The sequence below is a fragment of the Rhizobium etli 8C-3 genome, from assembly GCF_001908375.1.
Taxonomy (GTDB): Bacteria; Pseudomonadota; Alphaproteobacteria; order Rhizobiales; family Rhizobiaceae; genus Rhizobium; species Rhizobium etli_B.
Map to the genome: position 1 here is coordinate 4,136,213 of NZ_CP017241.1, position 13,462 is coordinate 4,149,674.

The following is a 13,462-nucleotide window of genomic DNA, read 5'->3' on the forward strand; positions in this document are numbered from 1 at the left end:
CAGCTGGCATGCTGCTCGGCAACATCATCGATCGCTGCGGCATCAATGAAAGTTGCGCCCTTTCGGCATGACCTTTGCGGTTTCCCCAGCATCCTTCCCGCTGCCCACTGATATCATCGGCCCTTCCATTGCGTCCTTTTCAAGGATGCCTGCCGCCTTCCTTGCGCCGGAATGGTCCGTCGGCCGCATGGTCTCGTCGGCGCCTTGGCAAAGACCAAAGCGCTGCGCCTCCTTCTGCAGAAGGCCAAGAGCGGGCGTCATATCTTCGATATGCTCGACCACAGTGTGAATGACGCCGCTTTGACTTTGCAGTTTGCCATGGATTTTCACAAGCCGCGCCCCCATGACGACCGAGCGGTATTTCTCGAAGGCCGTTTTCCAAACGATGGCATTGGCAACACCCGTTTCATCCTCAAGCGTCATGAAGATCACGCCCTTGGCCGAGCCCGGGCGCTGGCGCACCAGCACCAGGCCGGCAATCGTCACTCTCTTTCCGTTCGGCACGGCCAGAAGGTCGACATTGCGCGTAATCCCTGCTTTTTGGAAATCCTCTCGCAGGAATGAGACGGGGTGTCCCTTCAGTGACAGCGAGAGATAGCGATAATCCTCCACCACCTGTTCGCCCGACAGCATTTCGGGCAGATTCACCCTTGGTTCGACTTGGAGATCGACATGGGACACGCGGTCGAACAAGGGCAGTCTTTCTGCGGCGCTTTTCACATCAAGCGCCCGCGCCGCCCAGAGCGCCTCTCGCCGTGACAAGCCTATAGAACCGAAGGCATCTGCATCTGCCAGCCGTTCGATCTGCGATTTCTCAAGGCCTGATCGCAGCCATAGATCGCGGATCGAGCTATACCCGGCACCTCGATTCGCAATCAGTTTCGCCTTTATCATGTCGCCGGAAAGGCCCTTCACTTGCCGAAAACCGAGGCGGACTGCTCTTTTCGTGCGGATGACCTTGTGCATGTCCTTGTGCCGGAAGTCGATCTTTGACTTGTCGAAGCATGCATCCTCCAACAGGCAATCCCAATCCGAACGGTTGATATCCACGGCACGAATTTCCACGCCGTGCTCGCGCGCATCGCGGACCAGTTGCGCCGGCGCATAGAACCCCATCGGCTGCGAGTTCAGCATCGCCGCACAGAAGACATCGGGGTAGTAGGCCTTGATCCAAGATGAAGCATAGACGAGCAACGCAAAGGAGGCCGCATGGCTTTCCGGAAAGCCATATTCGCCGAAGCCTTTGATTTGATTGAAACACTGATGCGCAAAGTCAGAGGAATAGTGTCTTGAAACCATTCCTTCGATGAATCGCTTCTGGAAATTGCCGATCGTGCCGGTTCTCTTGAACGTTGCCATGGCCCGTCGAAGCCGATCTGCCTCCGCCGGCATGAAGCCTGCGGCGGTGATCGCAATCTGCATTGCCTGCTCCTGAAACAGTGGAACGCCGAGCGTTCTTTCCAGCACCGCCTTCAATTCACTGCTGGGATACTCGATGGGTGTCTTCTGCTGTCGTCTCTTGAGGTAGGGGTGGACCATATCGCCCTGTATCGGTCCCGGCCGGACGATTGCCACCTCGATCACGAGATCATAGAATTCCCTCGGCTTCAGGCGCGGCAGCATGCTCATCTGCGCCCGGCTTTCGATCTGGAACACCCCCAGCGTATCGGCCCGGCATATCATCTCGTAGACCGGTTTGCCCTCTTGCCCATGCTCCCTGTTGCCGAGATCGGCGAGTGTTTTCTTCACATCGTAGTGCAGTTGAAGAAGTTGGAAAGCCTTCCGCAGACAGGTCAGCATCCCGAGCGCCAGAATATCGACCTTCAGAATCTTGACATTGTCGAGATCGTCCTTGTCCCATTCGATCATGTAGCGGTCCGGCATCGCCGTCTTCATGATCGGCACGACTTCATCGAGCCGATCGCGGGTGATGACAAATCCGCCGACATGCTGGGTGAGGTGACGCGGAAATCCGAGAAGCTCGGAGGCATATCTGAGGACGTTCTTCGTCACCGGATCGCCGATGTCAAGACCGGCCGCCTTCGCATCGCGCTCCGACAGATTGTCTTCCGACCAGCCCCAGACGAGGCTGCTGATCGCCGATTGGACATCTTCCGAAAGCCCGAAGGCCTTGGCAACTTCGCGGCCAGCAGAGCGGGTGCGATAGGTGGTCACCCCCGCCGTCAGGCCTGCATGGTCTATGCCGTATCTTTTATAGATGTACTGGATGACTTCTTCGCGCCTGTCGTGCTCGAAATCGACATCGATATCCGGCGGTTCATCGCGGTCCATCGAGATGAACCGATCAAAAAGCAAGGTCGCCTTGTTCGGATCGACTTCCGTTATTTCAAGGCAATAGCAGATGACCGAATTCGCAGCCGATCCACGTCCCTGGCACAGAACCTCGAGCTTATAGCGGGCGTGCTGAATGATCTTGTAAACGGTGAGGAAATAGGAAGCGTAGTTTTTCTGCCTAATGAGATCCAGTTCATAATCGATCTGCTTCACGATCTTCTGCGGCACCTGCTCCGGGTGGTAGCGTTTTGCAGCTCCCGCCCAGGTTAACCGTTCGAGCGTTTGATACGGCGTTTCCCCGGGATCGTTTTCAGGCGGATAATTGTGCTCCAGCTCGCTGAGCGAAAAGGTCAAGCTGGAGAAGAATGCATGCGTATTGTCGATCGCGCCGGGATAGTCCTTGAAGAGATGCACCATTTCCCGCATTCCCTTGAGATAGCGCTCTGCATTCGGCGCCAGAAGGAAACCGGCTTCGGCAACTGGAACGTGGCTGCGGATTGCGACCACGATATCGGAGAGGGGCCGCCGGTCAGGATGATGATAAAGGGGCTGATTGGTTACGATCAGCGGAATGCGGTGGCGGGCGGCAATGATGGCCAGTGTTGCAAAAACCTGTTTGTCGCGGCCGTCATAAGCCGGCGCCAGCGCCATATGAACCGTCCTGCCAAAGCGTTTTCGAAAACGCTGCAGGCAATCTTCAAATGCCTGCAGGCCGACGGCATCATCCACAAAGAGGCGATCAGGAATAATGGCGAGCATCATCTCGTCTCCCCATTCCATGATCTCCGTTTCGGTGAGAATGCAGGAGCCTTTCTCCGCCTCCGGCTTTAGATTCCCGGCACTCAGCAGACGGCAGAGATGCGCCCACCCTCGCCTGTTTTGTGGATAGGCAAGAACATCGGGAGTTCCATCCGAAAAGACGAGGCGCGCACCTGGCTGGAGGCGGATTGGATCGAAAATGATCTGCTTCTTCTCGTCTCCTTCCAGAAGCCCGGCTTCCTTCCTCTCGAATTTTTTCCTGATCTCCTCCGCCTGCGCATGCGCCCGCACGACGCCGGCAACCGTATTCTTGTCGGCAATCCCGAGCCCGCCGAGCTTCAGGCAAGCCGCCTGCACCACCATCTCCTCGGGACTGGAGGCTCCTTCAAGAAACGAGAAGTTCGTTCTCGCACCAATCTCGAAAAATGCGGGCGCCGTGCTCATGCAAAGAGCCCATGCATGAACCAGCGAGGAGGAAGCTCATGCCCGTAAAAACCTTCGCGATACATCCAGAAGCGGTGACCGGCATCATCTTCTACACGGAAATAATCGCGTGCCGCAGCGTCCGAGCCATCGATCCACCATTCCATGGCAAGCCGCTCCGGTCCCTCGCTTCGCGCCACGCGATGCTTTATGCGCCGCCAGCGGAAGATCTGCGGCGGACCGTCGGGAACTTCGGCAAGCAGGGCCTCCACTTGCTCCGGCCTGGCAAAAAGCCGCAGCGGCCGCTCACGTCGCGGGAAAAAAGGGGTTCCTTCCTCTGCCTTGCCCCGTGCCTGAAGGCCTTCCATGGCGGCAGTAGCGATCGCCGCCCGCTCCGGCACATGGCTTTCGCGCAGTTGAAAACTCTGCAGGCAATCCGCCCCGAGGCGGGCGGCAATTTTGTCGACGAATGCCGCAAGCGATGTCTCCCGCTGTCTGCCTCCTTCGAAATCCCCCTGCGCCGCATTGAATGGATCATGGCGCAGGACATTCAGCCGCAGGATTTCAAAGCCGTAGCCGGCATCGAGATCGTCGTGGATTGCCTGCAGTCGCTCGCAGAAGAGCGAAGCGATATGCCTTGGGTCCCTGAGAGGCTGTGAGGCCCCGACGCGAATCCTGAAGACCCTGCCGTCGACGCGAAACAGCACGAGTTCGAATACGCGACCGCCGGCACCGCGTGCCTCAAGCGACGCTTTGAGTGATAGGGCGATCTGGTCGGCCATGGCGAGGATATCTTCTTCCGTGCCGATCGGCTCGATAAGGCGTCGTTCGGCGGAAAGACTGGCGACCGGCCGGCGTGGCGAAACAGGCTCCTCTTCCAGTCCAAGCGCCTGGTCTAGCCTGAGCAGGAGCTGCGCGCCGAAACGGCGGGCCAGCGGTGCGCGTGGGGCAGACAGGAGGTCGCCGATATACTTGAAGCCGAGCTTCTTCAGGGCCTCGATAGTGCCTTCCTCGAGGCGAAGGGCTGCGACCGGCAGTGGTGCCAGGACATGTTCCGTCTGATCGGCGTCGATGACGCCCCCATCCCCGAAGCGGGACACGGCCCAGGAAAGGCCCGGCGAGGACGAGATAACGCCGCACACATCGAGCCCCATATGAAATAGCCGGGAAAGGATATCCTTGAGCATGGTCGTTTCGCCGCCAAAGAGATGGGCGCAGCCGGTAATATCAAGAAACAGTCCGTCCTTGCCGTCGAAGGCCACCAGCGGTGTATAACGGTCGCACCAATCCGCGATGCCTTCGAGAAGCCGACGATCGGCGGCCAGGTCTTCCTCATTGACATCCAAAAGCGGGTAAATCGCACGCGCTTCTGCCACTCCCTGGTTCTTCTTGAGTTTAATCCGCTCCGCCACCTCGTCGAGCGCCGTTAGGCGCATGGTATTGTTGAGCCGTCCAGAACAGACGATCGGCGGCGCGTCAGGGCGTCCGGCCGAACGCCAAGACAGACCCCACCTCTTGCGGGCGATCCTGTCGGTTGGAAGATGGGGAAAACTGAGCGACAGAATGCGCTGGTTGCTCGCCTGGAGAACGAGTGCGCTCTGGCTGGCTAACGGGGAAAAACTGGCGGTCATGAGGGTTCCATTCCAGAAGAAAGGAGAGGGGAGCCGCGTTGCGGCTCTTCTCCAGGATGAGACGAAAAACCGGACTGCCGATGCTGCCGGCAAACAGCGAACCATCCGGCAGAGGCCGTGTGCTGGCTGGCGCAGGTTCGGCACGGAATCGGAAAGAGGCGCTGCTCGCCTCCTCCTCGCCTCCCTGCCGCAACAGAAGAAGCGGCCGGCCGGAAGCCCTTGCCCGCATGCTCAATCGCCGGCTTTCTGTAAGACCAAACTGGGCAGGGTTGCCGCGCACCTCCAGGATCGTGGCTGGGAACACAGCGCTTTCGACCGCCGTTTCGGCAAGCCACAGCGCCTCTTCCAGCTTGTGTGGCGACGCAATGAGAAAGCGTTCCGGCTCCAGGCCGAAATCCTTGAGGCCAACCGCATAGGGATGGCCTGCTTCCATTGTCGATATTCTGTCACCGATCCAAAGGACCGGCATGCCATCCGCCGTCTCGTGCCGCTGCAGCCAGGCCGCAAGCGCCAGCACGAAACCGCTGGCGCCGCCCGCGTCCCTCAGCATCACAGACCGGACTTCGGTAATGCCGTTAAGCGGCAGACCACCTTCGAGCGCTTCATCGAGAATAGGAATGTCAAAGGACAGGCGCGGCGGCGGGGGCGTTGTTGCAGGTCTCGAACGGGTCTCATCGCCAGTTGCACGAGACTCTTGCGTGGCTGCCGCAAGCGCAGGTGCCGGCTTGCCTTCGAGTTTCGCAATGGTTTCGCGGAGCGCAAAAAGCTGCTCGCGCGCCACGGCCGTCTGCGCCATGACGTTTCACTCCAGAGTCAGATTGTTCCTGTTATGTTCTTATGGATTCCAGAGCTTGCTAGAAGAGTCAACAACCAATTCTTGTGAATTTATTCCTGCCTTTGATTCCACACTCGAAAATCCTACGCAAAGGTTCTATATGGGCGCCAAAGGAAGGAATTTTCATGGCCCGCATAGACCAGAGCGAGGATTGGCGGGATCGCCATGCCCCAACGCTCAGCACATTCGAGTCTCTGGCAATGGAGGCCTATAGCCACTTGCCGGATGAATTCCGCTCGCTCACCGACAATCTGACAATCGAGATCGAGGATTTTCCGGACGACGATGTTTTCGAGGATATGGCGCTGGAAACGCCCTTCGACCTGCTTGGCCTCTTCGAAGGCCGGGGCATTTCCGAGCGCTTCACGGTCGAGACCGGCGAGATGCCCAATCGTATCCGCCTCTACCGGCGTCCCATTCTCGATTACTGGGCAGAAAACGATGAAACGCTCGGAGACATCATCACCCACGTCCTCATCCATGAGATCGGCCACCATTTCGGCCTGAGCGATGACGACATGGAGCGGATCGAAGCCAGCGTCGAGGAAGCCGTCGACCGCTAAGCTATTGCTCGGAGAGCTTCATCTGCGGATGATAATCCTTGCCTTCGACCTCTTTGACGATCGCCTGGCCGGCGATTACCTGTCCGGTCTGAATATTGTAGGTCAGCGACGGTACACCGTGAAGCGACCAGCCCTTGTTGAGCGCATCGGTCACGCGATGGCAGAATGCGGCGTCGTCCTGGCCGGTCAGAAGGCGATAGAGCTTCATGATAAAGGCTTTCGTTCAATTGTCTGGCGTTTCGCAATCAGGCGGCCCTTATGGACCAGGCTTTCTGCCTGTACAAGATGCAGCCGCTCGATCATCCGGCCGTTCAACGTGATGACGTTGAGACCTTCGGACGAGGGATGGGCGAAAGCGGCGATGATTTCTTCCGCCTCCCGGATGGCAGCCTCGTCGGGAGCGAAGTGCCGATTGGCAGCCTCGATCTGCATCGGATGGATCAGCATTTTGCCATCATATCCCATGGCCCGGGCATGGGCGCATTCGGCCTCGAAGGCATCTGTTTCCCTGAAATCATTGAAAACGCTATCGATCGCATCCAGACCATAGGCACGCACGGCAAGGATGACCTGCATCAGCCAGGGCACGAGATAGGTTCGGCCCGGTTGAGGAAGAACGCCGGTCTCTTTGCGCAGATCATTGAGCCCGACGACAAAGCAATCGAGTCTCGAGCCTAAGGTGCGCCCAGCCTCAGCGATTGCCGCCGCGTTCAGGATACCGCGGGGCGTCTCGATCATCGCCCAGATACGCAAGGTCTCCGGCACGTCCGCGTCAGCAAGAAGATCGCTCACGGCCATGACATCCTGCGGCTCATCCACCTTCGGCAAAAGCACGGCATCTGGCCGCAGCGCCTGTACCAGCTCCATGTCGGCGTGGCCGAAAGCCGACGAGAGCGCGTTGATACGGATGATCCTTTCCTTGTTCGCAAGTGGCTTGCCCGAAAAGAAGGCTTTCAGGTTTTCGCGAGCTTCCTCCTTCTTCTCCAACGCCACGGAATCTTCGAGATCGAAAATGACTGCATCGCAATCGAGCCCATGGATCTTTTCGAGCGCGCGCTGATTGATTGCGGGAACACTCAGCACGGAGCGGTGCAAACTGAACGAACGGATGGGCGAATTCTGGCTCATCACAAATGTGTGCCAAGCTTTGTGAAAAGTGGCAAGACAACAAAAAGCCATGCTTGACTTGCAGAAATAAAGACCAGGGACCACATTCCTTTCGAAGAAAGGTCTAAACTCATGCAGAATATACGTTCCATCTTCCTCATGCTCGCAGGGATCACTGTATTCGTGGCGCTCGCTGCCCTTACCTTTTCGGTAACGCTCGCCGTTGGCGCCATCCTGACCGTGCTCATGGCCGGCCGCGCGCTTTCGATGAAGATGAAGCCGGCGCCCGTCCGCGCCAAGGCTGCGCCAAAGCGCGAAATGCGCATCTGGAACGACGGCCGCGGCACGATCATCGATCTCTAGGCGCCCGCCAAGATTCCCCTTCATTTTTACGGCGTTTTGCTCTATTGCCGAGCAATCGTTGAAAAACGGCATACAAAGGCAGGTTTCCATGGAAAAGTTCGTGAAGCTCACGGGCGTTGCAGCACCCCTCCCGGTCGTCAATATCGACACGGACATGATCATTCCCAAGGATTACCTGAAGACCATCAAGCGCACCGGTCTTGGCAAGGGGCTCTTTGCCGAAGCCCGCTACAACGAAGACGGCACGCCGAACCCGGACTTCGTGCTCAACAAAGCGGCTTATCAGAATGCCAAGATTCTTGTTGCCGGTGATAATTTCGGATGCGGCTCCTCTCGCGAGCATGCTCCGTGGGCGCTTCTCGATTTCGGCATCCGCTGCGTCATCTCCACAAGCTTCGCGGACATCTTCTACAACAACTGTTTCAAGAACGGTATTCTCCCGATCAGGGTCAGCCAGGAAGACCTCGACAAGCTGATGGACGATGCCTCTCGCGGTTCCAACGCAGTCCTGACGGTCGATCTCGAAAACCTGGAGATCACCGGCCCGGACGGTGGTTCGATCAAGTTCGACCTCGACGAATTCAAGCGCCACTGCCTGCTGAACGGTCTCGACGATATCGGCCTGACGCTGGAAAAGGCCGCTGCGATCGACAAGTTCGAAAAGTCGAACGCCGCATCGCGTCCCTGGGCAGCTTAATCGTCCGAACCCGACATGCGACCAAGCCGGGCATCGACCCGGCTTTTCTTTGCGCACCCTTGAGAAATTCCCGGGATGTACAACGCCGTCATGAGGCGGCAAACCGTACCGATTCAGCCGTTCTGTTCCTTGAAATGGCTTTCGACGGGGTCTAAGAAGCCGCAACTTGTTTTTCAGCGGAGGGTTTCATGACAGCGCGCAATCTTTTCCTGCTGCCGGGCGACGGCATCGGTCCGGAGGCAATGGACGAGGTCCGCAAGATCATTGCTTACATGAACGAGGCGATGAACGCCGGATTCGTCGTCGGCGAAGGCCTTGTCGGCGGCAGTGCCTACGATGCGCATGGCGCGGCCATCTCGGAAGACGACATGAAAAAGGCGCTGGCAGCAGATGCCGTTCTCTTCGGTGCAGTCGGCGGTCCGAAATGGGACAGCGTGCCCTATGAAGTGCGTCCGGAAGCAGGCCTTCTGCGCCTGCGCAAGGACTTGGAACTCTTCGCAAACCTGCGCCCGGCGATCTGCTATCCGGCGCTTGCCTCCGCCTCCTCGTTGAAGCCTGAACTTGTCGAAGGTCTTGACATTCTCATCATCCGCGAGCTCACGGGTGGCGTCTATTTCGGCGAACCTAAGGAGATTATCGATCTCGGCAACGGCCAGAAACGCGGCATCGATACGCAGGTCTACGATACGTACGAAATCGAACGCATTGCCGGCGTCGCCTTCGAAATGGCCCGAACCCGCCAGAACCGTGTCTGCTCCATGGAAAAGCGCAACGTCATGAAGTCCGGCGTGCTCTGGAACCAGGTCGTGACCGAGACGCACAAAGCAAAGTATTCCGACGTCCAGCTGGAGCATATGCTGGCCGATGCCGGCGGAATGCAGCTGGTGCGCCAGCCGAAGCAGTTCGACGTGATCGTCACCGACAATCTCTTCGGCGACATGCTTTCGGACGTCGCGGCGATGCTGACGGGTTCGCTTGGCATGCTGCCGTCTGCTTCTCTCGGTGCACCGGATGGCAAGACAGGCAAACGCAAGGCGCTCTACGAACCGGTCCACGGCTCCGCTCCCGATATCGCCGGCAAGGGCGTCGCCAACCCGATTGCGATGATCGCCTCCTTCGCCATGTGCCTGCGTTATTCCTTCAACCTCGTGAAGGAAGCCGACGATCTCGAGAAGGCTATTGCCAACGTGCTCGATAAGGGTATCCGCACGGCCGACATCATGGCCGAAGGCGCCAGGAAGGTCGGAACTGTTGAAATGGGCCAGGCGATCCTTGCCGAGTTCAAGACGCTTTCTGCCTGATATTTCACGTGAAACGCTTTTACGCCCTTCGTATCTATCGGTACGGAGGGCTTTTTATTGAAGGTATCAGTTCCGTTTCCTATGTCCTGCAAAACGACGAAGGGCAAAACGACGAAGGGATGGAATGAGCAATACCGCCGATCAAAAACGGGGCTGCCGATCCTATCTTGGCAAGCGCTACGACGCCCGACGCACGATCCATCGCAGAGTTCCCTGGAAGGCGTTTACGCTTTCGGCGGTCAATGTCGTCGTCATCGCCTTTTTTGTCTTCGACAGGCCGCTCGGACAGGCAGCCAAGAGCCTCTCGCCTCCCCTGGTATCGATCGCCGGCGAGGTGACGGATATCGGCCGGCTTGCATGGATCCTTGCGGGGCTTTGCACCATTCTCGCCACCGGTTACGCCGTTCGCCGGCGGCTTTGGAAAGTCCGCCGCCGGTTCCGCATGGCCTGTTTCGTCCAGATGACAGCCTATGTCGGGCTCTCCGTCATCCTCGCCAGTGTCTGTGCCAACACTTTGAAGTTCCTGATCGGGCGGGCGCGTCCGCTCATCTACGAGCAGGAGGGCATTTTCAGTTTCTCGCCCTTGAACACGGATTTCCTGCATCAGAGCTTCCCGTCGGGTCATTCGGCCAACATCGGCGCGCTCTTTGTGGCACTGATCCTCCTCTTTCCCCACGTCAGGCTCATTTTCATCGGTATCGGGCTCTGGCTCGGTGCAACCCGCATCATCATCGGCGTCCACTATCCGAGCGACGTCGTAGCAGGACTGGCGCTCGGCGCCTGGCTCGCATTTGCCGTCTCGATCCTCTTTGCCCGCTTCGGCCTGATCTTTGCCGTCGGTCGCGAAGGCTGGCCCGTGCCACGTCTCAGCAGACTCATTTGAGCCTCGGTTCGACGTTCTGCTATCCTTGCGCCTTCCCCAGAATGCTTTTCGAACGGATGTGTTTTTTGCAGGCTCTGAGGACCGCCACTCGTCCATTCGCACTACGGGCCGCTCTTCAACCGCGGCCTTGACGGATGGCGACATCGAATGGGCTTGTCCAGATACAAGAAACCCGGCGCCTCGAGGGCGCCGGGTGCTGTTTTCGCAATTGCGATGGATCGCCTCAATCCATCGTGCGGATATCGCGGTCCTTGGTTTCCGGCAGGAAAATCATACCGATGACCAGGGTGATGCCCGCAAAGATGATCGGGTACCAGAGACCGTAGTAGATGTCGCCCTTGAAGGCGCTCATCGCGAAGGCGGTTGCCGGAAGCAGACCACCGAACCAGCCGTTGCCGATGTGATAGGGAAGCGACATGCCGGTATAGCGGATCCGGGTCGGGAAGAGCTCCACCAGAAGGGCAGCGATCGGCCCGTAGACCATCGTCACGTAAATGACGAGGACGGTCAGGACGGCGATGACGCCCACCCAGTTCAGTCTTGCCGGGTCGGCAACCATGGTGAAGGTACCACCGTTGGCGATCGTGTAGACAGTCATGTCGGTGACGCCCTTGGCCTCGTCGGCCGTCAGCAGCTTGTCGGTCACGAGCTTTTCGGCCGGTACGGTCTCCTTCTGACCTGCACGAACCGCATCAGCATTGAGAGCCAGTTCCGGGTTGGCGGCGATGAAGGCATCGAGCTTGGATTCCGGAACCTTGGCCGCGCCGCGAACCAGGGGGTAGCCAGCATCGCGAAGCGCGATGTTGATGCCCTTTTCGAAAGCGCCGTTCATCGCTTTCGCCTTGTCGCCAGCAGCGGCGGCATCATAGCTTGTAATCGAGTCGTCGCCGATCTTGACCGTGGCGGCCGAACCGGCGGGGCCGCTTACGACATCATATGGCACCGAGTTCTTCGTCAGGAACGACGTGGCGATATCGCACGAGGTGGTAAACTTCGCGGTGCCGGTCGGGTTGAACTGGAACTTGCAATCGCCCGGTGCCGCAGTAACCGTTGCGCGGATCGTGGCCTGGGCCTCTGCAAGCGCCGGATTGGCAAAATTGGTCAGAGCCTTGAACAGAGGGAAGTAAGTCACCATGGCGAGCAGGAGGCCGGCCATGATGATCGGCTTGCGACCGATCTTGTCGGAAAGCCACCCGAAGAAAACGAAGAAGCCGGTCCCGAGCAACAACGACGCCGCGACCATCAGGTTGGTCGACTGCGCGTCGACTTTCAGGATGTTTTGCAGGAAGAACAGCGCGTAGAACTGACCGCAATACCAGACGACGGCCTGCCCCATGACAGCGCCAAGAAGCGCAAGCAGCGCCACCTTGGCGTTACGCCACTGGCCGAAGGCTTCCGTCAGCGGCGCCTTCGAACCCTTGCCCTCGGCCTTCATCTTCTGGAAGGCCGGTGATTCGTTCATCTTCAGACGGATCCAGACGGAAACACCGAGCAGGACGACCGAGACGAGGAACGGGATACGCCAGCCCCAGGCGGCGAAATCGGCGGCACCCAGCATGGACTGGACGAAGAGAATGATCAGCAGCGACAGGAACAGGCCGAGTGTTGCCGTCGTCTGGATCCATGACGTGAAGAAACCGCGCCGGCCATGCGGCGCATGTTCGGCCACATATGTCGCTGCGCCACCGTATTCACCGCCGAGGGCCAAGCCCTGCAGGAGGCGCAGACCGACCAGGATGATCGGGGCTGCGATGCCGATGGACGCCGCTCCTGGAAGGATACCGACGAGGAAGGTCGACAGACCCATGATCAGGATTGTGATCAGGAAGGTATATTTGCGGCCGACCAGATCGCCGAGGCGGCCGAAAACCAATGCGCCGAACGGACGCACCAGGAAGCCGGCTGCAAAGGCGAGCAGGGCGAAGATGTTTCGCGTCGTTTCCGGATACTGGCTGAAAAAGGTAGCGCCGATATAGGTGGCGAGTGAACCGTAAAGATAGAAGTCATACCATTCGAAAACGGTCCCGAGCGAGGAGGCGAAGATGACCTTCTTCTCCTCGCCTGTCATCGGGCCGACTCTCGCGTCTCCGACGCTTGCGACATTTGCCATTGTCTGTCCTCCACAGAGTGATAAGCAACGAGGCGCGTCCCAAGCTCTCCTCAAAGCATCCTTGGACGCAACTCGCCTGACAAGAGTGTGACAGAAAAGGATTCGGAGAAAGAGAGCGGCTTTGGGATTATGACTTTAGTCTAATGCCTTTGCACAGATTGTCGCAGGCAAGGCTCCTTCCGAAGGACCGCAATCTCTGCCCGGGTGCTCGAGACAGCAGGTTGCAAAAACCTTGACTCCTGTGGAAAACCTTTTAAGAGCAACGGCGGAAGGGAATATCCATGGTTCGAGACGAACACGCCATTGCTGCACGCAATGATCTGGCACCAGGTGCCGGGATGGATATTGCTGTTCCGGTTTCTTCCAAAACCAAGGCCAAAACGACGACGAAAACCGTCTGACGTCTCTGGCCTGCCGCTCTCTCCCCGGCCCGGCTGGGGACAGGAAGCCGCGATCGTCTCGCGCCTTCCCCCTCACCGGACAAGAGGAGAGAAG

The 13,462-nt window shown here is 58.5% G+C and carries 11 protein-coding genes and 1 pseudogene; 6 read left to right on the plus strand and 6 right to left on the minus strand.

All coding sequences use genetic code 11. The features are described from left to right. Positions 1 to 42 precede the first annotated feature (42 nt). The 3 genes from AM571_RS20365 to AM571_RS36995 are packed head-to-tail and all read right to left on the minus strand — an operon-like array spanning position 43 to position 5,904. Positions 43 to 3,498, minus strand: a complete 3,456-nt coding sequence (locus AM571_RS20365; RefSeq protein WP_074062955.1) for an error-prone DNA polymerase — start codon at positions 3,496 to 3,498, stop codon at positions 43 to 45. After that, positions 3,495 to 4,913: a Y-family DNA polymerase gene (locus tag AM571_RS20370; protein WP_074062956.1), complete on the minus strand. Its 1,419-nt coding sequence runs from the start codon at positions 4,911 to 4,913 to the stop codon at positions 3,495 to 3,497. The genes AM571_RS20365 and AM571_RS20370 overlap by 4 nt, the downstream gene beginning before the upstream one ends. A gap of 40 nt (positions 4,914 to 4,953) precedes the next feature. Then, positions 4,954 to 5,904, minus strand: coding sequence for an ImuA family protein (locus AM571_RS36995; protein WP_074062957.1), 951 nt, complete (start codon positions 5,902 to 5,904; stop codon positions 4,954 to 4,956). Between the two features lie 164 nt (positions 5,905 to 6,068). On the opposite strand from AM571_RS36995, the gene AM571_RS20380 reads away from it, so the two are divergent. After that, positions 6,069 to 6,506, plus strand: coding sequence for a metallopeptidase family protein (locus AM571_RS20380; protein ID WP_074062958.1), 438 nt, complete (start codon positions 6,069 to 6,071; stop codon positions 6,504 to 6,506). Position 6,507: 1 nt separating this feature from the next. Here AM571_RS20380 and AM571_RS20385 read toward each other — a convergent pair whose 3' ends face one another. Both AM571_RS20385 and AM571_RS20390 read right to left on the minus strand, forming a co-directional pair. Continuing rightward, positions 6,508 to 6,714, minus strand: coding sequence for a DUF1737 domain-containing protein (locus tag AM571_RS20385; RefSeq protein ID WP_074062959.1), 207 nt, complete (start codon positions 6,712 to 6,714; stop codon positions 6,508 to 6,510). Further along, complete coding sequence (locus AM571_RS20390; protein ID WP_074062960.1) at positions 6,711 to 7,634, minus strand: HpcH/HpaI aldolase/citrate lyase family protein; 924 nt, start codon at positions 7,632 to 7,634, stop codon at positions 6,711 to 6,713. Before AM571_RS20390 ends, AM571_RS20385 begins: the two co-directional genes overlap by 4 nt. Positions 7,635 to 7,745: 111 nt before the next feature. On the opposite strand from AM571_RS20390, the gene AM571_RS20395 reads away from it, so the two are divergent. The 4 genes from AM571_RS20395 to AM571_RS20410 all read left to right on the plus strand — a co-directional run bounded on the left by AM571_RS20395 (position 7,746) and on the right by AM571_RS20410 (position 10,857). Beyond that, positions 7,746 to 7,976, plus strand: coding sequence for a hypothetical protein (locus tag AM571_RS20395; protein ID WP_074062961.1), 231 nt, complete (start codon positions 7,746 to 7,748; stop codon positions 7,974 to 7,976). 88 nt (positions 7,977 to 8,064) lie between these two features. Continuing rightward, positions 8,065 to 8,673 carry a 3-isopropylmalate dehydratase small subunit gene (gene leuD / locus AM571_RS20400; protein WP_074062962.1) on the plus strand — a complete coding sequence of 203 codons (609 nt, stop codon included), beginning with the start codon at positions 8,065 to 8,067 and terminating at the stop codon, positions 8,671 to 8,673. Between the two features lie 188 nt (positions 8,674 to 8,861). After that, a complete protein-coding gene (gene leuB / locus AM571_RS20405; RefSeq protein ID WP_074062963.1) occupies positions 8,862 to 9,974 on the plus strand; it encodes a 3-isopropylmalate dehydrogenase in 1,113 nt (370 codons plus the stop codon). Positions 9,975 to 10,098: 124 nt separating this feature from the next. After that, positions 10,099 to 10,857 (plus strand): phosphatase PAP2 family protein, encoded by a 759-nt coding sequence (locus AM571_RS20410; RefSeq protein WP_074062964.1) that lies wholly within the window; start codon positions 10,099 to 10,101, stop codon positions 10,855 to 10,857. Between the two features lie 223 nt (positions 10,858 to 11,080). Here AM571_RS20410 and AM571_RS20415 read toward each other — a convergent pair whose 3' ends face one another. Continuing rightward, complete coding sequence (locus AM571_RS20415; RefSeq protein WP_074062965.1) at positions 11,081 to 12,967, minus strand: MFS transporter; 1,887 nt, start codon at positions 12,965 to 12,967, stop codon at positions 11,081 to 11,083. 192 nt (positions 12,968 to 13,159) lie between these two features. On the opposite strand from AM571_RS20415, the pseudogene AM571_RS37495 reads away from it, so the two are divergent. Further along, positions 13,160 to 13,368 (plus strand): annotated as a pseudogene (locus AM571_RS37495) (hypothetical protein). Positions 13,369 to 13,462: the final 94 nt, after the last annotated feature.

Coding starts and splice junctions, on each gene's coding strand:
- AM571_RS20365 (WP_074062955.1), bottom strand. CDS start 3,498: ATGAGCACGGCGCCCGCATTTTTCGAGATTGGTGCGAGAACGAACTTC.
- AM571_RS20370 (WP_074062956.1), bottom strand. CDS start 4,913: ATGCGCCTAACGGCGCTCGACGAGGTGGCGGAGCGGATTAAACTCAAG.
- AM571_RS36995 (WP_074062957.1), bottom strand. CDS start 5,904: ATGGCGCAGACGGCCGTGGCGCGCGAGCAGCTTTTTGCGCTCCGCGAA.
- AM571_RS20380 (WP_074062958.1), top strand. CDS start 6,069: ATGGCCCGCATAGACCAGAGCGAGGATTGGCGGGATCGCCATGCCCCA.
- AM571_RS20385 (WP_074062959.1), bottom strand. CDS start 6,714: ATGAAGCTCTATCGCCTTCTGACCGGCCAGGACGACGCCGCATTCTGC.
- AM571_RS20390 (WP_074062960.1), bottom strand. CDS start 7,634: ATGAGCCAGAATTCGCCCATCCGTTCGTTCAGTTTGCACCGCTCCGTG.
- AM571_RS20395 (WP_074062961.1), top strand. CDS start 7,746: ATGCAGAATATACGTTCCATCTTCCTCATGCTCGCAGGGATCACTGTA.
- leuD (WP_074062962.1), top strand. CDS start 8,065: ATGGAAAAGTTCGTGAAGCTCACGGGCGTTGCAGCACCCCTCCCGGTC.
- leuB (WP_074062963.1), top strand. CDS start 8,862: ATGACAGCGCGCAATCTTTTCCTGCTGCCGGGCGACGGCATCGGTCCG.
- AM571_RS20410 (WP_074062964.1), top strand. CDS start 10,099: ATGAGCAATACCGCCGATCAAAAACGGGGCTGCCGATCCTATCTTGGC.
- AM571_RS20415 (WP_074062965.1), bottom strand. CDS start 12,967: ATGGCAAATGTCGCAAGCGTCGGAGACGCGAGAGTCGGCCCGATGACA.